This is a genomic window from Streptomyces sp. NBC_00223 (genome assembly GCF_036199905.1).
In the GTDB taxonomy this organism is placed as follows: domain Bacteria; phylum Actinomycetota; class Actinomycetes; order Streptomycetales; family Streptomycetaceae; genus Actinacidiphila.
In genome coordinates this window covers 7,236,708-7,257,392 of sequence record NZ_CP108109.1, presented here as the reverse complement: position 1 = coordinate 7,257,392, position 20,685 = coordinate 7,236,708, and the positions used below count along the sequence as shown (strand labels likewise).

Annotated in this window: 17 protein-coding genes; 2 read left to right on the top strand and 15 right to left on the bottom strand. The window is 72.0% G+C overall.

Annotation, left to right across the window (positions count from 1 at the left end; all coding sequences use genetic code 11):
• Window positions 1–42: 42 nt before the first annotated feature.
• From OHA30_RS31015 to OHA30_RS30990, 6 genes are all read right to left on the bottom strand, one after another.
• Window positions 43–2,214, bottom strand: coding sequence for a putative bifunctional diguanylate cyclase/phosphodiesterase (locus OHA30_RS31015; RefSeq protein ID WP_328917180.1), 2,172 nt, complete (start codon window positions 2,212–2,214; stop codon window positions 43–45).
• A complete protein-coding gene (locus tag OHA30_RS31010; RefSeq protein ID WP_328917179.1) occupies window positions 2,211–3,026 on the bottom strand; it encodes an SAM-dependent methyltransferase in 816 nt (271 codons plus the stop codon). Before OHA30_RS31010 ends, OHA30_RS31015 begins: the two co-directional genes overlap by 4 nt.
• A 312-nt stretch (window positions 3,027–3,338) precedes the next feature.
• Window positions 3,339–4,574 (bottom strand): chitinase, encoded by a 1,236-nt coding sequence (locus tag OHA30_RS31005; RefSeq protein ID WP_328917178.1) that lies wholly within the window; start codon window positions 4,572–4,574, stop codon window positions 3,339–3,341.
• Window positions 4,575–4,824: 250 nt separating this feature from the next.
• Entirely contained in the window at window positions 4,825–6,267 is a 1,443-nt protein-coding gene (locus OHA30_RS31000) for a peptidase C39 family protein (RefSeq protein ID WP_328917177.1), read from the bottom strand.
• Window positions 6,268–6,420: 153 nt separating this feature from the next.
• On the bottom strand, window positions 6,421–7,539 hold the full coding sequence (locus tag OHA30_RS30995; protein ID WP_328917176.1) for a M24 family metallopeptidase: 1,119 nt from the start codon (window positions 7,537–7,539) through the stop codon (window positions 6,421–6,423).
• A gap of 214 nt (window positions 7,540–7,753) precedes the next feature.
• Window positions 7,754–9,145 carry an IS4 family transposase gene (locus tag OHA30_RS30990; RefSeq protein WP_328915400.1) on the bottom strand — a complete coding sequence of 464 codons (1,392 nt, stop codon included), beginning with the start codon at window positions 9,143–9,145 and terminating at the stop codon, window positions 7,754–7,756.
• A 398-nt stretch (window positions 9,146–9,543) separates the two neighbouring features.
• Between OHA30_RS30990 and OHA30_RS30985 the strand changes: the two genes are divergently transcribed.
• Window positions 9,544–10,158 (top strand): uridine kinase family protein, encoded by a 615-nt coding sequence (locus OHA30_RS30985; protein ID WP_328917175.1) that lies wholly within the window; start codon window positions 9,544–9,546, stop codon window positions 10,156–10,158.
• Between the two features lie 492 nt (window positions 10,159–10,650).
• Complete coding sequence (locus OHA30_RS30980) at window positions 10,651–12,543, top strand: AAA family ATPase (protein WP_328917174.1); 1,893 nt, start codon at window positions 10,651–10,653, stop codon at window positions 12,541–12,543.
• Between the two features lie 380 nt (window positions 12,544–12,923).
• Here OHA30_RS30980 and OHA30_RS30975 read toward each other — a convergent pair whose 3' ends face one another.
• The 9 genes from OHA30_RS30975 to OHA30_RS30935 all read right to left on the bottom strand — a co-directional run bounded on the left by OHA30_RS30975 (window position 12,924) and on the right by OHA30_RS30935 (window position 20,685).
• Window positions 12,924–14,018 carry a hemolysin family protein gene (locus OHA30_RS30975; RefSeq protein WP_328917173.1) on the bottom strand — a complete coding sequence of 365 codons (1,095 nt, stop codon included), beginning with the start codon at window positions 14,016–14,018 and terminating at the stop codon, window positions 12,924–12,926.
• Entirely contained in the window at window positions 14,015–15,346 is a 1,332-nt protein-coding gene (locus OHA30_RS30970; RefSeq protein WP_328917172.1) for a hemolysin family protein, read from the bottom strand. The genes OHA30_RS30975 and OHA30_RS30970 overlap by 4 nt, the downstream gene beginning before the upstream one ends.
• Window positions 15,347–15,668: 322 nt before the next feature.
• Window positions 15,669–16,229, bottom strand: coding sequence for a PH domain-containing protein (locus OHA30_RS30965; protein WP_328917171.1), 561 nt, complete (start codon window positions 16,227–16,229; stop codon window positions 15,669–15,671).
• Window positions 16,229–17,077, bottom strand: a complete 849-nt coding sequence (gene hisG / locus OHA30_RS30960; RefSeq protein WP_328917170.1) for an ATP phosphoribosyltransferase — start codon at window positions 17,075–17,077, stop codon at window positions 16,229–16,231. Before hisG ends, OHA30_RS30965 begins: the two co-directional genes overlap by 1 nt.
• A 160-nt stretch (window positions 17,078–17,237) precedes the next feature.
• Complete coding sequence (locus OHA30_RS30955) at window positions 17,238–17,510, bottom strand: phosphoribosyl-ATP diphosphatase (RefSeq protein WP_222966628.1); 273 nt, start codon at window positions 17,508–17,510, stop codon at window positions 17,238–17,240.
• A gap of 33 nt (window positions 17,511–17,543) precedes the next feature.
• Complete coding sequence (ribH, locus tag OHA30_RS30950) at window positions 17,544–18,029, bottom strand: 6,7-dimethyl-8-ribityllumazine synthase (RefSeq protein WP_328917169.1); 486 nt, start codon at window positions 18,027–18,029, stop codon at window positions 17,544–17,546.
• A 63-nt stretch (window positions 18,030–18,092) separates the two neighbouring features.
• Complete coding sequence (locus OHA30_RS30945) at window positions 18,093–19,367, bottom strand: bifunctional 3,4-dihydroxy-2-butanone-4-phosphate synthase/GTP cyclohydrolase II (protein ID WP_328917168.1); 1,275 nt, start codon at window positions 19,365–19,367, stop codon at window positions 18,093–18,095.
• Window positions 19,364–20,059, bottom strand: coding sequence for a nicotinamide mononucleotide transporter family protein (locus OHA30_RS30940; protein ID WP_328917167.1), 696 nt, complete (start codon window positions 20,057–20,059; stop codon window positions 19,364–19,366). The genes OHA30_RS30945 and OHA30_RS30940 overlap by 4 nt, the downstream gene beginning before the upstream one ends.
• A complete protein-coding gene (locus tag OHA30_RS30935) occupies window positions 20,056–20,685 on the bottom strand; it encodes a riboflavin synthase (RefSeq protein ID WP_328917166.1) in 630 nt (209 codons plus the stop codon). The genes OHA30_RS30940 and OHA30_RS30935 overlap by 4 nt, the downstream gene beginning before the upstream one ends.

Sequence of the window (20,685 nt, the reverse complement as noted above, 5' to 3'; positions counted from 1 at the left end):
CCGCGGACGCCGGGCCGGCCGGGCGGCTCAGATGGCGTCGGCTCAGATCGCGTCGGCGAGGGTGAGGGTGTGGAGGCGTTCCGGGGGGCCGGGGCGCGCGTAGTACCAGCCCTGGCCCGTGTCGCAGCCGAGGTCCCGCAGATGGTCGGCCTGTGTCCTGGTCTCGACGCCCTCGACGGTGACCGTCAGCCCCAGGCCGTGCGCGAGCGAGACGATGCCCTCCACGATCTTGAGGTCCACCGGATCGGCGGGCGAGCGGCGCATGCCGAGGGTGAAGGCGCGGTCGAGTTTGAGGACGCTGACCGGCAGCCAGCGCAGCGAGGAGAGGTTGGAGTAGCCGGTGCCGAAGTCGTCCAGGGCGATCTCGACGCCCAGGTCGGCGATCCGCCGCAGCGGCTTGAGCGAGTCCTCGTCGGCGCCGATCAGCGCGCTCTCGGTGACCTCCAGGCACAGCGAGCCCGGCGGCAGCCCGGTCTCGTCCAGCACCCGGGCGACCTCGGCGACCAGGTCGGGGTGGTGCAGCTGGATGGGCGAGAGGTTGACGTTGACCCGCGGCGCGTGGCCCTCGTCGTGTTCGCGCTGCCACTTGCGGGCCTGGGCGGCGGCCTGTTCGAGCACCCACCGGCCGAGCGGCACGATCTGACCGGTGTTCTCGGCCAGCGGTATGAACTGGTCGGGGCCGAGCACCCCGTGCACCGGATGGCTCCAGCGCACCAGCGCCTCCGCGCCGAGCACCGCGCCGTCGCCGAGGCCGATCAGCGGCTGGTACTCGACGAAGAACTCGCCGCGCTCCAGGGCGCCGGGCAGCCGGTTGGTCAGGCCGTGCCGGGTGATGGCGCGGGCGTCGGCCACCGGGTCGGCGACCTCGTAACGGTTGCCGCCCAGCTCCTTGGCCCGGTACATCGTGATGTCCGCGCTGCGCAGCACATCCGCGGCGGCCCGCGAGCCGACCGGCCCGTGCACGATGCCGATGCTGCCGTGCACGAGCAGTTCGCGGCCGTCGACCGCGACCGGGGCACTGAGCGCGTCCAGGATGCGGTCGGCGAGGGCGGTGACCTCGCGCAGGCCCGGCGGGTCGGTGTAGAGGGCGACGAACTCGTCGCCGCCGATCCGCGCGACCAGTTGGTCGGGCGAGGTCAGGCAGCTCTGGAGGCGTTCGGCGACGGCCACCAGCAGCTGGTCGCCGACCGCGTGGCCGAGGCTGTCGTTGACCGCCTTGAAGCCGTCCAGGTCGAGGTAGCAGACGCCGATCCGGCCGATGTCGCTGGAGTCGTCGAGCGCGTGGTCGAGGCGTTCGAAGAACATCGCCCGGTTGGGCAGCCCGGTGAGCGCGTCGTGGGTGGCCTGGTGGCGCAGCCGCCGCAGCAGACCCCGGCGCTCGGTGATGTCCTCCAGGAGCGCCAGTTGGTACTGCGGTTCGCCCGCCGCGTCGCGCAGCAGCGACACCTGGAGGTTGGCCCACAGCACCGAGCCGTCGGCCCGGGTGTACGCCTTCTCGATGTGGTAGCCGTCGCGCTCGCCGCGGATCAGCTCGCCGTTCAGGGCGCGGGTGCCGGGGGCGTTGTCGGGGTGGACCCAGTCGCCGACGTTGCGCCGCATGATGTGCGCCTCGGAGCCGAACATCCGGGTCAGCGACTCGTTGGCCTCCAGGACGTGTCCGTCGAGGTCGGCGATGCCGATGCCGACGGCGGCGCCCTCGAAGACCGCGCGGAAGCGGGCCTCGCTGGCGGCGAGGGCGCGTTCGGCCTCGGCCTGGGCGGCGAGCGCGGCGCGCGACAGGGACTCCTGCTCGTACAAGGTGCGCTCCCGCAGTGCCTGGGAGAAGCCGACGGCCACCGCGTGCTGGAGCCGTGAGCAGCGGGCCTGGCTCTCGTCGGTGGGCAGTTCCGGCCCGGGCGGGCAGTAGAGCACCAGATAGGCGTCGATGACGCCGAGGATGCTGGGCAGCGCCTCGGGGTCGGTGCAGTGCGCGGCGACCAGCGCGGCACCGACCGGTACGGCGGCCCGGGGGTCGAACGGTCTGGCCCGCAGCGCCTGGCTGAGCACCCGGGCCAGCGGCAGCAGATGGTCCTCGAACTCCGCGCGGGTCATCGAGGTGGCGGTCACCGGGTAGATCGCCCGGCTCCAGATGGCGGCGAATCGGCGCAGACTGTCGTCCGGGCCCGGGCGGACTCCGGTCTGGGTACCACCGGCCGTGGCCGGCCCGGCGTTCACGCCTTCAGCCCCACACCGGCGAGGCCGTGGAGCACGGCGGGGTCGTCCTCGTCGCTCGGCGGGGTGTCGGGCCGCCAGTACGGCAGCGGGACGACGCCCGGCTCGACGATCTCGAAGCCCGTGAAGAGACGTTCCAGCTCCGTGCGGTCGCGCATGATCAGCGGGGTGCCGGTGCGCTGGTAGACGGCCTGGACCCCACGCTGCGCCGAGGGCATGGGGCCGGTCTCCATGGTGGCGTGGGTGATCACCAGGACGCTGCCGGGGGCCAGCCGGTCGCGCAGGGCGGCGATGATCTCGCCGGGGCGGTCGTCGTCGTGCAGGAAGTGCACGACGGCCACCAGCATGAGCGCGATCGGCCGGTCGAAGTCCAGCATCCGGCGGGTCTCGGCGTGGTCGAGCACCGACTCGGGGTCGCGCAGGTCGGCGGCGGCGACGGTGGCGTTCTCGACCCCGTCGAGGACCGCGCGGCTGTGGGCGACGGCGACCGGGTCGTTGTCGACGTAGACCACCCGGGCGCCGGGGCTGACGGCCTGGGCCACCTCGTGCACATTGCCGAAGGTCGGGATGCCGGAACCGATGTCCAGGAACTGGGTGACACCCCGGTCCACCGCGAAGTGCACGGCGCGGCGCATGACCGCGCGGTTGGCCTGGCTGATCTTGGGGGCGCCCGGCATGGACTTCAGCGCGACGCGGGCGGCCTCCCGGTCGACCTCGAAGTTGTGCGAACCGCCGAGGAAGTAGTCGTAGATCCGGGACACACTGGGCACGCTGAGGTCGATGCCCTGCGGGGCCCAGGAGGGACGGTCGGTCACGATTGGTGTCTCCAGCTCAAGGGGCTCAACGGACGCGTCTGGGACGAGGGTTCGCCGACATGCACGAGTGCGCGGCACAAATGACGAGGCTGCTCGACCACGAGGCTACTGATCACTTGTTCGGAGTGAAACACAGAACCGGAGATCCGAGGTCCGTTTTGGTCAACAACCACCGGCATGTGCATATGCGAAAACGCGCACGTGCGGAGACGCGCACACACGACAGCGGACCCGCGGCAGGGTGTGCCACGGGTCCGCTGTCATAGGCTGAACGACTGACTGTGCCGTCGTCGAGGCGCCGGTCTCACGAGGTCAGCAGGGCCCCTCGTCGACCCAGACACCCCACTGGCCGGTCGTTCCGGGCTCCTCGTTGGTGGTCCACCACTGGGCCTTCCACTTGTGACCCTTGTGGGCCACCTCGTTGCCGCCGACGTAGATCGCGCTCGCGGTCCACTCCGCGACGACGCACGCGCCGGTCGGCGGGGTGGTGGGCGGCGTGGTCGGCGGGTTGGTGACCGGCGGGGTGGCACCGGCGAACTTCACCGAGTACTTGGCGAAGTCCCAGGGCGCCTGGGCGACGCTGCTGCACGTGCCGGACGTGGTGCCGTTGTTCGGCGGGTCGCACGGGCGGTCGCGGTTGAGCGACCAGAAGGTGAAGCGGCCCATGCCGTGGCTGGTGGCGTAGTCCAGCACGGTCTGGAAGTCCGCCTGGTAGAAGTACTCGCCCGAGTCGCTGCGGCCGTTCATGCCGGAGAAGCCCTCGTGGGCGTACGCGGTGGCGGTGTCCCAGCCGAAGGTGGTCTTGAGCAGGCCGTTGAACGCGGTGAGCGCGCTGGTCTGCGAGGCCGCCCCGTTGAAGCCGCCGTCGAAGGGCATGATGGAGAAGTTGTTGGGCGTGAAGCCCTGCGCCTTGGCCTCGTTGAGCATCTGCTGCCCGAACCAGCCGGTGCCGGCCGCGGTGCCCGCGGTGGTGACCGAGACGTAGAGGCCGGGGTTGTTCTGCTGGAGGATCTTGGCCGCGCCGATCTCGTGGGCGACGGCGGCGGTGTTCTCGTACTCCGGCTCCTCCAGGTCGAAGTCGATGGCGTGCAGCTGGTACTTGGTGATGACCTGCTGGTACGCGGCGGCCGTCGAGGCGGAGTCGGAACACGCCTGGCCGAGCTTGGTGCCGCCGTAGCCGCCGATGGAGACCGAGACGTCACCGCCCTTGGCGCGGATCGCCGAGATGACATTGGCGACCGCGGTGTCCGAGGAGACCGCCGCGGTGCCGTCCCAGGTCGGGGTGCAGCCGCCGCCGTTGGGCGCGAGGATGAAGGCCAGCTGGAACGCCTTGAGGCCGCTGGCGTCCATGATGGCCGCGGCGCTCGGCGGGTTGTTGTCCAGCGGCATCAGATACGGGGCGGCGGCGTACCAGTTGTTGCTCAGGGCGCTCGCCGACACCGTGGCGCCGCTGGCCGGGCTGGTACCGAGCGCGGCTGCGGTGCCGAGCCCGGCGATGGCCAGGGCGGCGGCTGCCACGCCCGAGCCGAGTGCTTTCAGACGGTTCACGTCGGGACCTCCTGTGGGGGAACGTGGCAGCAGAATCCTGCGCTGACGCGGACCCGTCAAGGTTTGGTCCAGACCTTTGGGTCAATCCACAAAATTGGTCTCTACCACTTGCCTCACCAGGGCCGGAATCCGACATGCGGCGGGCCGCCGAAGGGCGTGGTCCCGGCCGCACGACGTCCGCCGTACGACGCGACCGGCCCCGCCTCCGTCAGGGCGGAGGAGGCGGGGCCGCTCTCGGCAAGATACGCCCTCAGACCACGCCGACCGACGCCAGCGCGCGGCGCTGGCCGGGACTCGGCCGGGCCGGGAAGTAGAGGTAGCAGACCCCGCCGGTGCCGCCGCTGACCCCGCCGGAGGCGTTGATCCGCTTGGTGCGCAGCCAGATCGTCTCGAACTGCGACCGTTTGTAGACGTTGCGGACCACCGGGTCGCTGTCGCTGGCCGGGTCGTTGGCGACGACATCACCGTCGGAGGTGAAGCCCACGACGCACATCAGATGGCCCGAAGTGCCGTACCCGGCGCCGTCCAGCTCGGAGGCGAGGAAGGACTGCGAGGTGATCACCGGGATGCCGGCCTTGATCAGCCGCTCCAGGTCGTCGAGCGACCGCAGCCGGGTGATGACGCCCTGGAGGTCCTTGTACGTGGCCGCGTAGGCCGCGTTGAACGGCCAGTTGCCGCACCCCTCGTACTGGTAGTCGTACGTGAAGCGGGCGGCGTGGTCGACCTGCGGGTCGGCGTAGGAGGGGTTCACCCAGGCCAGGTCGGCGGCGGTCGGGCCGCGGCCCCAGTACTCGATGGCCATGGTGGAGGAGGTCGGACTGCACCACGCCTCGCCGCCGTTGTCGTACTCCGGGTACTGGCCCTTGTGGATGTTCTGCGAGTAGCGCGGCACCGGCAGCTCGACGCCCCGGGCGACGCCCGGCACGGAGGCGGGCACGGTGTAGCGGTCGGGGATGTCCGAGCCCATCGCGCCCAGCCGCCACACCGTCGGGGTGAGATGGCCGCCCGGCTTGCGGAAGAGCGTCAGGCGCAGCCGGTACGAGGCGAGCAGCGGCCCGGCGGCGGTGTCGTCGATGGAGAAGGTGTCGGTCCAGATGCTGCTCCTGCCGTCGCCCTGGTCGTCCACCGAGGTGCGGCGGATGTCTTCGGGCCCGTCGCCCGCGGTCCAGCGGCCCATCACATACGCGGGCGTGGCGGTGCCGTCGGTGTAGGTGCCGAGCAGTTCGACCTGGATCCAGGTGCCCGCGGGGGTGTGCGCGTTCCAGGAGGAGATCAGCTCGCTCGCCGGGTACGGCAGCCGGCGGACCGGTGAGGTCCAGGAGGCGGACTCCCAGGTCGCGGTGGTGCCGGTGTGCGGGTCGGTGTACTTCAGCGTGCCGCTCGGGCGGGCGATCTGCACCCCGGGCCGCTTGCCGGCCACCGGCCGGGTGCCCTTGTGCACGCCGAACAGCCAGTCGGCGTACGACGTCCAGCCGTGGTAGTCGACGGGTGCGGCATCGGGCACGGACGGGCCTCCGTGGCGCGGCGCGGCGCCGGGTACGGCCTTCCCGGCGGCGGACCGGTCGGCGGCCGGTCCGGCGCCGCGGGCGGAAGCGGGCTGGGCGGAAGCGGTCGCGGTGGCGGCCGCCGCGGCGATCGCGGCGGTCAGTACGGCACGCCGGGGCGCGTCACTGCTCTTGGCTGGTTTGACCACGGTCTCCTCGTATCCCCTCGACGTGAACGGGACGGCCCGCCCACGCCGTGGTGCGGCAGGGGCGGACGCGCCCAACTATCGTGTGTCAGCGGCCCTTTCCACCAGGGTTCCCGGCCGCCGGGAGCGACCAATATTGGTCTCGACCATTGGCGGTCACCCGGGAAGAACGACCAGGTCACGTCCGGTCAGATTCAGCCGCTCGCCGCTTTCTTCCGTGCACACGGCGATGTCCTCGATGCGGGCGCCGAAGGTGCCGGGCAGATAGATCCCCGGCTCGACCGAGAAGGCCATCCCCGGCTCCAGCGCCCGGGTGCTGCCGGCCACGATGTACGGCTCCTCGTGGGTCTCCAGGCCGATGCCGTGTCCGGTGCGGTGGATGAAGTGCTCGCCGTAGCCCGCCTCGGTGATGATGTCCCGGCCGACCGCGTCGAGTTCCTCGGCGGTCAGCCCGGGGCGTACCGCGTCGGTCTGCGCGCGCTGGGCGCGCAGCAGTACCTCGTACAGCGCGCGGAACTCGTCCGGGGGCTCGCCGACGGCGTAGGTGCGGGTGGAGTCCGAGCAGTAGCCGTCCTCGGTGGTGCCGCCGATGTCGACGACCACCGGGTCGCCGGCGCGGATCACCCGGTCGGAGACCTCGTGGTGCGGGCTGGCGCCGTTGGGCCCGGAGCCGACGATGACGAAGTCGGTGGTGGTGTGGCCGGACGCGACGATCGCTTCGGCGATGTCCTTGGCGACCTCGCGCTCGGTGCGGCCGGGGCGCAGCCACTCGCCGATCGAGCGGTGCACGCGGTCGATCGCGGCGCCCGCGCGGCGCAGTGCCTCCACTTCGGCCGGGCTCTTGCGCATCCGCAGTACGGAGAGGACGTCTCCGGCCAGCCCGGCCTGCGCGCCGGGCAGCGCGGCCTGGAAGGCGAGCAGCTTCTCGGCCCACATGTGGTTGTCGACGGCGAACATGCGTACGCGGGGCGGCAGCCGGCGGGCGATCAGCGCGTAGGGGTCGTCGGTCTCGCCGAAGCCGGTGATGTCGATGCCGAGGTCCCCTGCCGGGGAGGTCTGGGCGGCGGGGCGCTCCAGCGCGGGCACCACGAGGAAGGGGTCGCCCTCGGCCGGGACGACCAGGCAGGTCAGGCGTTCCAGGGGCAGGGCCCGGTAGCCGGTGAGGTAGCGCAGGTCGGCGCCGGGGCTGATCAGGAGGGCATCGAGGCCCGCGTCCTCGGCGGCGCGGCGGGCGAGTTCGAGGCGGTGGGACGGATAAAGGTCGGTTTCGCTCACGCGCCCACGTTAAACGTGCCCGCCCCGCCCCGCGCGACGCGCCCCACAGGGGCGCGAGGAACCGCGCGACCAGCCACAACGCGCCTGCAGCGCGCTTCCGCACCCGCACCGCCCAGGCGGAACCGTTACGGCCGGATGCCGGACCAACGGCCGGTGACCAGCTGAGCGCGCAGTTCCGCCCCCAAAGCTTCGCATGGGGGTACCCCCAATGCCGTCAAGTTTGGCGTTTGGGCTGGTGGGGGTGGGAGTTTGGGCTGTTGTGGTTGATGGTTGCGGTGATGTGGGCGGTGCCGGTGGGGACGGTCTGGCGTTTCTTGCCGTTGCCGATCTTGCCGGCGGCGTATTTGGACAGGGATCGTTTGACGAGGCGGTTGTATATCCGCAGGCGGCGTGGGGGTAGTGGGTGGTCGCGGAGGTAGGTGCCGACCGCGCCGAGCAGTCGGGCGTCTGGGGGACCGTCGATCTCGGTGGCGGTGGTGATGCCGTTGACGGTTTCACGCAGGGCCAGGGTGAAGCCCATCGCGGTGCAGGGCAGCCCTGCGGCGGTCCCGGCGCGGGCCATGACCAGGCGCAGGAGCTGGTAGCTGATCAGCAGGGCATGGATCTCCTGGGCCAGGCCGGCTGGGGTGGTGCAGTGCAGGACCCGGCCGCCGAGCATCGTGGACTTGACCGAGCAGAACGTTTCCTCGACTTCCCACCGGTCGTGGTAACAGGCGGCGATCGCGTCGGCGGGATGGGTGCGCCAGTTGAGCAGGCTGGTGGCCAGCAGCCATGTGCTGGTGCGGGTGCCCTGGTCGGTGGTGACCTGGACGGTGACGGCGATCGCGCGGACTTCGCGGCCGGCCCGCAGCGTCAGCCATGAGCCGTCGGGGTAGCGCTGAAGGGCCGGCAGGCGGGCGGTGCGGGGCAGCCGCACCGTGAAGTCGGCCCCGGTGGCGACCAGATCCGACAGGAACCCGGCCGCGTCGAACCCCGCGTCGAGCAGGACCAGCATTCCCGTGTGCAGGCTGCGCAGCAGCCGCCGGGCCGGAACGAACTCCCGGCCTGAGACCGGGCCGAAGACCGCATCGGCCAGGGTGCGGGTGGAGCAGTAGACCAAGGCGATCACCTGCACCAGCGGATAGCCCGCCGTGCCGTAGCGGTGCTTGTGCTTGCCCAGCCAGGCCCGGGTGGCCGCACTGTCCGGGACGGCCAGGACCGTGCCGTCGACCGCGCAGACCTCAAGGCCCCGCCACGGCTGCGGCACCGCGGCCGGGTGACGGCACAACTCGCGCAACAGCAACTGCAGCGGACGCGACCCCAGCCGCACCCGCGCCGCGTGCAGGCCCTGCCGGGTCGGGTCCGGCAACCCCGCGCCACCGAGCGCGGCACCCGCCATCCGGTACACCGCCCCCAGGGACACCGACCCGCACAACCCCTGCGCGACCAGCAGATAGACCACCACCCGGGCCGGCAGATCACGCACCCGCCGCTGCACCCGGCCCGTCCGCGCCAAAACCTCATCGACCACGGAGAACGGCAGCAGCCACGTCAACGGCCCCAGATGCCCCGGCGCGAAACACCCGGCACCTGCGGCCACCGAACGAGTAATGACAGACTCAGACACAGCAGGGCCCCTCCACGGATCCGGACTCGACACCCATATCCGTAGCGGGGCCCTGCCCCCGCTGTCCCACAAACACCCCAACCCCAACAACCCAACCCCCAAACTTGACGGCATTGGGGGTACCCCCAGCGCCCCTGACAGGACGCGTTCGCCGCGCGCCGGCTTGGCGCCCCATAGGGGCGCGAGGAACTGCGCGACCAGCCACAACGCGCCTGCAGCGGGCTTCCGCACCCGCACCGCCCAGGCGGAACCGTTACGACCGGATGCCGGGCCGACGGCCGGTGGCCGGCTGAGCGCGCCGTTCCTCGCGCCCCTAACGGGACGCACCCCCAGCGCCCCTGACGGGGCAACGTCGCGTCGTTCGGTGCACCCCCGGAGGGGCGTCGTACGCTCGCCGCATGGACGACCTCACGCTGCCCCACCTCGCCGCACTGCTGCCCGCGCTGCCCCCGTCCTGCGGCCCCGTCCGGCTCCTCGCCGTGGACGGCCACGCGGGCTCGGGCAAGACCACGCTGGCCGCGCGGATCGCGGAACAGCTGGGCGGTGCCCCCGTGATCCACCTCGACGACCTCGCCACCCACGAGCACCCCTTCGACTGGACCACCCGCCTGGCGGACCAAGTGCTCGGACCCCTGAGCGAGGGCCGCCCGGCCGACCACGAGGTGTACGACTGGACCGCCCGCCGCTTCACCACCCGGCGGGAGATCCCCGCCGCCCCCGTCGTCCTGCTCGAAGGCGTCGGCAGCGGCCGCGCCGCCCTGCGCCCGTATCTCGCCCTCCTGCTGTGGCTGGAAGTCGACGCCGAAACCGCCCACCGCCGCGGCCTGCTGCGTGACGGCCCGGAGCTGACGCGCTTCTGGACCGGCTGGAACCGGGCCGAGGACACCCACTTCGCCGCCGACCCCTCCCGCCCCTTCGCCGACCTCGTGGTGCACCAGACACACGACGGCTACCTGGCCGTACCCGGCCCCGGGAGCCCCCGCAGCACGCCTACCGACAGTCATCACGAGTGACCCTACGGCGGCGTGCGGAGGGCTTCGGCACCGCGTCCGCCGTAGGTCGTTCAACACGGCTTGACCACCCGGGCATTCAGCAATTACGTTTTCAACAAGCGGCCGGAAACAGTCGCTCGCCAGACGCGGAGCCCCCGGTTGTTCCCCCGTGACCGGGGGCTTCGTCCTGCCCGGACGACCGCTGTGTCCCGGTCCGCGCCCCCGGCCCCTCACCCGCCGTCACCACTCAGCGCCCGTACGTCCAGACCTGACCCGGACCCGTCCCGGCCGCGTCGGCCCGTCTCCCGGCGCGCCCCCGCGGCCCGCGGTCCCGTGTTCACTCCGACACCGCATGTCACGGCACCCTACGGTGATCGGAGCATCGCGGGTACGATGCGCAAAGGGGGCGGAGCGGTGCCCGGGGAGCACCGCTGCCTGCCCCAACTCCCGCCCGGGTGCCACGGGTTGGGACGCGGGTGTCGGTGAGGCGGGGGACGGATAGGTGGGGACTTGATGGACTTCGGCACCGATCGTCCGGGTTCCCCGGCCGATCTCGCCTGGCTGCGCGGCGTCGACGCGTACACCATGGGCGCCTACGTCCAGGCCGAGGAGGAGTTCCGCGCCGCGGTGCGGATGGACCCCGGGATGGCGGACGCGTGGCTGGGCCTGCACGCGCTGCGGGCCGACACGGCGACCGCGCTGCTGCAGATGTACCGGCACCGCGACCGCTTCGGCGAGCAGCGTTCGGCCCACCGCCGTACCCTCAACTCATGGTACTGGCTGGGCTGGTGGGTGCAGCCCGTACTGGAGACCAGCCGCGATCTGCTGCTCGCGCACGCCTCGCACTGGCTGGACGGCCGCCACGTGGCCGAACTCGACCAGGCGTTGGCCGACTGCCCGCCGGTCGACACCGACCCGCAGGTCCGCTTTCTGCACGCCTGCCGGGCTTATCTGGTCAAGGACTGGGAGCGGCTGGTCCGGCACACGGAACCGCTGCTCGGTGATCCCGTACTCGGCATCGAGGCCGGGCTGTTCGGCGGGATGGCCCGGGTCCGGCTGGAGATGTGCGGCCAGGCGGAACCGCTGCTGGCCGCGGCCCTGATGCGGTGCCGCAGCGAGCAGCCGCAGCGCAAGGAGCTGCGGTACTGGCTGGCCCGCGCCTACGAGGGCACCGGCCGTACCGCGGCCGCCGTACCGCTCTACCGGGCCGTGCACCGGGTGGACCCGGCCTTCATGGACACCGCCGCGCGGCTCGCCGCGATCCACGAGACCGACGACGGGCTCGACGAGGCCGCGGGGCTCGCCGCCGTGTCGCTGGCCGGCAACGGCCAGGCGATACCCGAGGGCGGCGCCGACCTCGACCTCTTCCCCGACACCTCGATGGGCCCCGGGCCCGGGCCCGACCTGGACGAGACGCTGTCGTCGGCCGGCCCGTACGACGAAGACCTGCGCGGCCGCGCCCCCGTACCGCCGCCCGGCGCCGCCGCCCAGCCGCAGTTCCCGCTCGGCGGATCCGACCCCGCACTGCTCACCCAGGCCCTGGCGGAGCTCGACCGCATGGTGGGCCTGGAACCGGTCAAACGCCAGGTCAAGGCGCTCTCCGCGCAGCTGAGGATGGCCCGGCTGCGGGCCGTGCAGGGGCTGCCCGTCCAGCCGCCGAAGCGACACTTCGTCTTCTCCGGGCCCTCCGGCACCGGCAAGACCACCGTGGCCCGGATACTCGGCCGGGTCTTCTACGCGCTCGGACTGCTCGGCGGCGATCATCTGGTCGAGGCCCAACGTTCCGATCTGGTCGGGGAGTTCCTCGGCCAGACCGCGGTGAAGGCCAATGAGCTGATCGACTCCGCGCTCGGCGGGGTGCTCTTCGTGGACGAGGCGTACGCGCTGTCCAACTCCGGTTACAGCAAGGGCGACGCGTACGGCGACGAGGCGTTGCAGGTGCTGCTCAAGCGGGCCGAGGACAATCGTGACCGGCTGGTCGTCATACTCGCGGGCTACCCCGAGGGCATGGACCGACTCCTGGCCGCCAACCCCGGGCTCGGCTCGCGCTTCACCACCCGGGTGGACTTCCCGAGTTACCGCCCGCTGGAGCTGACCCGGATCGGTGAGGTGCTGGCCGGGGAGAACGGGGACCGGTGGGACGAGGAGGCGCTGGAGGAGCTGCGCGCGATCAGCGGGCATGTGGTCGACCAGGGCTGGATCGACGAGCTCGGCAATGGGCGGTTGCTCAGGACGCTCTACGAGAAGAGCTGTGCGTACCGGGACTTGAGGCTGTCGGAGTATCCGACGGCCCCGAGCCGGGAGGAGTTGGCGACGCTGCGGCTGCCGGATCTGATGCAGGCGTACGGCGAGGTCCTCTCGGGCCGCGGCCCCGGCATCCCCCCACCCCCCGACCCCGTCGAGTAACCCCAAGGGGCGCGAGGAACTGCGCGAGCAACCCACCACCGGCGGCTGGCCAACGCAGAACGGAACCCGCCCCGCCAGGGGCGCGAGGAACTGCGCGGGCAACCGACCACCGGCCGGCGGCCCGGCAACTCACGGCAACGGACCCACCCGGACGGCACAGGCCCGTACCCCGCCAAAAGCACGATCGTGGCTAGTCGCGCAGTCCCCGCGCCCCTGACGGGGCGCCCCAAAGGGGCGCGAGGAACTGCGCGGGCAACCCACCACCGGCCGGTGGTCCGGCAGCCCACCGCAACCGACCCGCCCGGACGGCACAGGCCCGCACCCCGCCGAAAGCACCATCGTGGCTGATCGCGCAGTTCCCCGCGCCCCTGACGGGGCCCTCAGCTGACCAGTTCGGTCGCGCCCGGCGCCGCGGGGGCCGGGACCTCCGCGTCCCGGTGGGCGGGGTCACGGACCTCGCCCACGAGCATCTCCAGGACATCCTCCAGCGCCACCAACCCCAGCACCTTCCCCCCCGCGTCGACCACAGCCGCCAAATGCGACGCAGTCCTCCGCATGGACGTCAGCGCGTCGTCCAGCGGCAGATCCGCCCGCAGCGTCGTCATCGGCCGCCACAGCCGCTGCGGCACCGGCCGGTCGACGTCCTCCGCGTCGAGCACATCCTTGACGTGCAGATATCCGAGGTAGCCGGGCGCCGCGTCCGGCCCCCGCGCGGGGGCCGCGACCGGGAAGCGCGAGTACCCCGTCCGTACCGTCAGCTCCTCGATCTCCCTCGGCGTCGCACTCGGCGCCAGCGTGACCAGCTCGCCCGGGGTGAGCAGCACGTCCGTCACCGGCCGCGTCCCCAGTTCGAGCGCGTCCTCCAGACGCTCCTGCTCGTCCGGGTCGAGCAGCCCGGCCCGACGCGCGTCCTCGACCAGGACGGTCAGCTCCGCGCTGGTGAAGACCGAGTCGACCTCGTCCTTGGGCTCGACCCGGAACGCCCGCAGAATCACCCGGGCGGAAGCCCCCAGCACGGCGATGACCGGCCGGAAGACCCGGGCGAAACCGACCAGCGCGGGGCTGAGCCGCAGCGCGGTCCGCTCCGGCGCGGCCATCGCCAGATTCTTCGGCACCATCTCGCCGATCACCAGGTGCAGAAAGACCACGAGCGCGAGCGCCAGCACATAGCCGACCGGGTGGACCAGGCCCTCCGGCAGCCGGGCGGCGGAGAAGACGGGTTCCAGCAGATGCGCGACCGTCGGTTCGGCGACCGCGCCGAGCGTCAGCGAGCAGACGGTGACGCCGAACTGCGCGGCGGCCATCATCTGCGGCAGGTGCTCCAGCGCGTACAGCACCGTACGGGCGCTGCGCTGCCGCGCGGCCAGTGGCTCGATCTGGCTGCGGCGGACCGAGATCAGCGCGAACTCGGCGGCGACGAAGTAGCCGTTGCCGAGCACCAGCAGGGCGGCGAACAGAAGTTGGAGTGCGCTCATCGCTCGCTCTCCTCTCCCGTCTCGGCCGGGATACGCACGATCCGTACCCGCTCGGCCCGGTGGTGGCCGACTTCCTCGACCCGCAGCAGCCAGCCGGGCAGTTCGGCCACGTCGCCGGGCTCGGGGATACGGGCCAGCAGGTCGGCGACGAGTCCGGCGACCGTCTCGTACGGCCCCTCGGGCGCGGCCAGCCCGATCCGGGTCAGCGTGTCGATCCGGCAGCTTCCGTCGGCGTCCCAGGCGGGTCGGCCGGAGTCGGGCGGGGCCTGGGCGAGTTCGGGCAGGTCGGCGGCGTCGTGCTCGTCGCGCACCTCGCCGACCAGCTCCTCGATGATGTCCTCCAGGGTGACCACCCCGGCCGTACCGCCGTACTCGTCGACGACCACCGCGATCGGCTGTTCGCTGCGCAGCAGCTTGAGCAGCCGGCGGCCCGGCAGCGTCTCGGGGACGAGCAGCGGGGCGACGGCTATCCGGCCGACGAGGGCGCGGTCGCGCCGGTCGGCGGGGACGGCGAGCGCGTCCTTGAGGTGGACCATGCCGGTGATGTCGTCCAGCCGCTCGTGGTAGACGGGGAAGCGGGACAGTCCGGTGGCCCGGGTGAGGTTGAGGACATCCGCGGCGGTGGCGGTGTCCTCCAGCGCGCTGACCCGCACCCGGGGGGTCATCACGTTCTCGGCGGTGAGGTCGCCGAGGGACAGGGTGCGGACGAAGAGGTCGGCGGTGTCCTGTTCGAGGGCGCCGGCGAGCGCGGAGTGCCGGGCCAGCGAGACCAGTTCTGTGGGGGTACGGGCGGAGGCCAGTTCGTCCGTGGGCTCGACGCCGAGCATCCGCACCAGACGGTTCGCGGCCCGGTTGAGCAGTTCGATGACCGGGCGGAAGACGCGCGAGAACGCGCGCTGCGGTCCGGCGACCACGCGGGCGACGGCCAGCGGGTGGGAGACGGCCCAGTTCTTGGGGACGAGTTCGCCGATCACCATCTGTACGGCGGAGGCGAGCATCATGCCGATCACGACGGCGACACCGGGGGCGGCGCCCTGCGGTATGCCGAGCGTGCGGACCGGCGCGGAGAGCAGATGGCCGAGCGCGGGCTCGGCGAGCATGCCGACGACCAGCGAGGTGATGGTGATGCCGAGCTGGGTGCCCGAGAGCTGGAAGGAGAGTTTGCGCAGGGCGGCCACGACGCTGCGGGCCCGGCGGTCACCCGCCGCGGCGGCCCGCTCGGCGGCGGGGCGTTCCACGGTCACCAGGCCGAATTCGGCGGCGACGAAGAATCCGTTGGCGAGGATGAGGACGAGGGCCGCTGCGAGCAGCAGCAGTGAGGTGGTCATGATGCCGCCGCTCCGGTGGAGCCAGAGGGAGGGGCGGCGCAGGTATTACCGGACGGTTCGTCCATCGGGGTGTGAGTGTCACTCCTTGGTTGGTCGGTGCCCCGCGGGTGGTGCGAGGGGAAACGCGAGGGGCTCGCGGGCCGAAGGGATGCGGGGCGAGCGCGGTGGACAACGCTCGCCCCCAGGGTAGCCAAGGCTCCGGCGGTGGCGAAGGACGGTGACGACCCGGTTCGTCACATGGCCGTACGGATCACCCGGTGACGCCGGGCGGGCGTCGTCGCGGGCCTTACGGCACGGGCCGCCCGCCACAGACCGGCTCGGATCACCGGGACCCGTCTCCCGCCGCGCCCCGGGCCTCGCCCAGCGCCTCGACCAGCGACCGCAGCCGCCGGGCGTCCCGCAGCGCCTGCTCCCGGGCGATCCCGGGCTGGATGCCCATCGCCGGGAGCGACGTGCCGTCGGCGAGGTCGAGATGGACCCAGGCGTCGCCCTGGCGGAGGTTCACCCGCAGCACCTCGGCCCAGGCCAGCCGCCGCTTCACGGTGAGGTTGACCACGGTGAGGCCGCCGCTGTCCGCGACCACCTTGGGCCGGCTGAGCAGGGTGAGCACGCCCAGCAACACCACGGCGGTGAGGATCACGGTGATCCGCTCCCCCGTGCTCCAGGGCGCGGCGCCGTCGTGCGGCATCATCAGCGCGACGGCGGTCAGGACGACGAAGAGCACCACGCCGAGGGTGAGCAGCACCCAGCGGGTGACGACCGGCCGGAAGGTGACCGGCAGGCCGTCCAGCGCGGCGGCGGCCCGCTCGTCGACCCCGGCGCCGTCACCGCCCGGTCCGCCGGAACCCCCGTCGGCACCGCCCGTACGCTCGTCCGCCGTCATCACAGGCGGGCGGCGTGGATGCCGGTGGTGAGGATCGCGCGGGCGCCCAGCTCGTACAGCTCGTCCATGATGCGCTGGGCGTCGGCGGTGGGGACCATCGCGCGGACCGCGACCCAGCCCTCGTGGTGCAGCGGGGAGACGGTCGGCGACTCCAGGCCGGGGGTGAGGGCGACGGCCCGCTCGACCTGCTCGACGCGGATGTCGTAGTCCATCATCACGTACCGCCGGGCGACCAGGACGCCCTGGAGGCGGCGCAGGAACTGCTGGACCTTGGGGTCCTCCGCGTCGGCGCCGACCCGCCGGATCACGACGGCCTCGGACTCCATGATCGGCTCGCCGAAGGTCTCGAGGCCGGCGTTGCGCAGCGAGGTGCCGGTCTCCACCACGTCGGCGATGACCTGGGCCACGCCGAGCTGGATGGCGGTCTCCACAGCGCCGTCGAGGTGCACCACGGAGGCGTCCACGCCGTTGTCGGCGAGGTACTTCTCGACCACGCCCTCGTACGAGGTGGCGACCGTCTTCCCGCCGAGGTCCTGCACCCCGGTGGCGGTGCCGGGACGGCCGGCGAAGCGGAAGGTGGAGCGGGCGAAGCCGAGCTGGAGGATCTCCTCGGCGTTCGCCCCGGAGTCCAGCAGCAGGTCCCGCCCGGTGATGCCGATGTCGAGCCGGCCGGAGCTGACGTAGATGGCGATGTCGCGCGGGCGCAGATAGAAGAACTCGACGTTGTTGGTGCTGTCGACGAGGACGAGTTCCTTGGACTCCTTGCGCTGGCGGTATCCGGCCTCATGGAGCATGGCCGCCGCGGGTCCGGACAGTGAGCCCTTGTTCGGGACGGCGATGCGCAGCATGGGAGCGGATTCCTTCGCTTGGAGGTCGTGAGGTTCTACGGGAACCGGGGTTTTACGGGAACTGGTGGATCTACGGGATCTGCGGGATCTGCGGGATTACGGGGTGACGGCGTGCGGAGTCGTCCCGCCCGCGAGCGGGACGGCTCCGTACGCGTACGGCTCAGAGATGGGCGTAGACGTCGTCCAGGGAGATCCCCCGGGCGACCATCATCACCTGAACGTGGTACAGCAGTTGGGAGATCTCCTCGGCGGTGGCGTCGGCGCCCTCGTACTCGGCGGCCATCCACACCTCGGCGGCCTCCTCGACCACCTTCTTGCCGATCGCGTGCACGCCCTTGCCGACGAGTTCCGCGGTGCGGGAGGTGCTGGGGTCGCCGGTGGCGGCCTTCTGCCGGAGCTCGGTGAAGAGCTCCTCGAATGTCTTGTTGGCCATGGTGGTCCTAGCGTACGGGGAGTCGGGGACCGGTCAGCGCCAGGGTTCGGAGACCGAGCGCAGGATGGCGGCGGTCGCGACGGCTGCGGTGACCGCTTCGTGCCCCTTGTCCTCGTTCGACCCCGGCAGGCCCGCGCGGTCCAGCGCCTGCTCCTCGTTGTCACAGGTCAGGATGCCGAAGCCGATCGGCACCCCGGTCTCCACGGCCACCTGGGTCAGCCCGTTGGTGACGCCCTGCGAGACGTACTCGAAGTGCGGGGTGCCGCCGCGGATGATCACCCCGAGCGCGACGACCGCGTCGTAGCCGCGGCCGGCCAGCACCTTGGCCACGACGGGGAGTTCGAAGCTGCCCGGGACGCGCAGCAGCGTCGGCTCCTCGATGCCGAGGTCGCGCAGGGCGCGGACGGCCCCCTCGACGAGGCCGTCCATCACCTGGGTGTGCCACTGGGCCGCGACGACGGCGACACGCAGGTCGCCGCAGTTCTTCACGGTCAGCTCGGGGGCGCCCTTACCGCTCACTTCTCTCCTCGGTGCTCGGGATGCTCATGTTCCGCGGGCGGCCGGACGGTCCGGCCTGCGGGGTCAGTGGCCGGACGCGTCGAGCCACGGCAGGTCGTGGCCCATCCGGTCCCGCTTGGTGCGCAGATACCGCAGATTGTGCTCTCCGGCGGCGACCGGCATCGGTTCGCGCCGCAGCACGTCCAGGCCGTGCCGGACCAGGGCGCCGGTCTTGGCGGGGTTGTTGGTCATCAGCCGCAGCGAGGTCACCCCGAGGTCGGCCAGGATCTGCGCGGCGGCGCCGTAGTCGCGGGCGTCGGCGGGCAGACCGAGTTCGAGGTTGGCGTCGAGGGTGTCCCGGCCGCGCTCCTGGAGTTCGTACGCGCGCAGCTTGGACATCAGGCCGATACCGCGCCCCTCGTGGCCGCGCAGATAGAGCACGACACCGCGGCCCTCCTCGGCGACCTTGCGCAGCGCGCTCTGGAGCTGCGGGCCGCAGTCGCAGCGCTGCGAGCCGAACACATCGCCGGTCAGGCACTCGGAGTGCACCCGGACCAGGACGTCGGTGCCGTCCCCGAGGTCGCCCGCGACGAGCGCGATGTGCTCCACGCCGTCGGCGGTGCTGCGGTAGCCGTAGGCGCGGAAGTCGCCGTGGGCGGTGGGCAGGGTGGTGCTCGCCTCGCGCCGGACGGTGGGCTCGGAGGTACGGCGGTAGGCGATCAGGTCCTCGATGGAGATGATCGCCAGACCGTGCTTGCGGGCGAAGGGCACCAGTTCGGGCAGCCGGGCCATCGTGCCGTCCTCGCGGGCGATCTCCACGATGGCCGCGGCCGGCCGCAGCCCGGCGAGCCGGGCCAGGTCGACCCCGGCCTCGGTGTGCCCGGCCCTGACCAGCACCCCGCCGGGACGGGCCCGCAGCGGGAAGACATGCCCGGGACGTACGAAGTCGGCGGCCACGGCGGCGGGTTGGGCCAGCAGCCGGATGGTGGTGGCCCGGTCGGACGCGGAGATCCCGGTGGTCACGCCGTGCTCGCCGCTCGCGTCGACCGACACGGTGAAGGCGGTACGCATCGACTCGGTGTTCGTCCCCACCATCTGCGGCAGGTCCAGCCGGTCCAGCTCGGCCGCCTCCAGGGGGACGCAGATCAGCCCGCGGCACTCGTTCATCATGAAGGCGACGATCTCGGGGGTGATCTTCTCGGCGGCGACGATCAGATCGCCCTCGTTCTCCCGGTTCTCGTCGTCCACGACCACCACCGGGCGGCCGGCGGCGATGTCGGCGATCGCTCGTTCGACGGGGTCGAGTACGAGGGCGGTGTCCTCGTACCACTCGTCCTGCAGTGCGGTCACGGCACTCATGCCGTCACTCCTTCCGCGACGGTGGTGCTCTGCGGCTGGGACTCGGTGTCGGTGTCGGTGTCGGTGTCGGTGTCGGCGGACGTCGTCGTCTGCTGCCACCAGGAGTACATCCCGGCGATCACCAGGACGAAGTAGAAGATGTAGACCAGGCCGGAGAAGGGCAGCCCGCTGTGGAAGTTGAGCGGCACGCCGACCAGGTCGACGGCGAGCCAGGCGAACCAGAACTCGACCCAGCCGCGCGCCTGGGCGTACATCGCGGCGAGCGTGCCGACGAAGATGTACGCGTCCGGCCAGGGGTTCCAGGACAGCGACGGCCAGACGAGGAAGAGCGCGGCGACGGCGGACGTGCCGAGGGCGGTGGCGGCGGCGAGCACGGCCCGCTCGCGCCAGGTGGCGAAGCGGACGGTCAGCCGGCCGGTGTCGGCCCGGCCGGAGCGCCAGCGCCGCCAGCCCCACACCGAGACGGCGATGACCACGAACTGCTTGCCGACACCGCCGCCGAGGTGGGCGCCCCAGAAGGCGGCGACCAGCACCACGCCGGAGAGCAGCTGGACCGGCCAGGTCAGCACCGCCCGCCGCCAGCCGAGCGCGAGCGCGCCCAGCCCGAGCAGGTTGCCGATCATGTCGGACCACACGACGTGCTGGTCGAAGGCGGTGAACGCCTCGCCGTTCAGCCAGTGCACGACGCTCATGTCAGCGCCTCCGGTTCGGGTTCGACCGCTCCGGGCACGGAGGCGCCGAGCATCCGCTCGACGTACTTGGCGATGACGTCCACTTCGAGGTTGACCGGGTCGCCGGGCTGCTTGATGCCGAGCGTGGTCAGCGCGAGGGTGGTGGGGATGAGGCTGACGGTGAAGTGGTCGGCGGCGGCGGCGACGACGGTGAGGCTGATGCCGTCGACCGTGATCGAGCCCTTCTCCACGACGTAGCGGCCGAGTTCGGCGGGCAGCGCGATCTTCACGATCTCCCAGTGCTCGGCGGGCGTACGGTCAAGGACCGTGCCGGTGCCGTCCACATGGCCCTGGACGAGGTGGCCGCCGAGCCGTCCGCCGAGCTCCATCGGGCGCTCCAGGTTGACCCGCGAGCCGGGGGCCAGCGCGCCGAGGCTGGAGCGCTTGAGGGTCTCGGCCATCACATCGGCGGTGAACTCGCCGCCGCCGAACTCGACCACGGTCAGGCAGACGCCGTTGACGGCGATGGAGTCGCCGTGTTTCGCGCCTTCGGTCACGACGGGTCCGCGTACGGTGAAGCGGGAGGCGTCGCCAAGGTCCTCGACGGCGGTGATCTCACCCAGTTCTTCGACGATTCCGGTGAACAC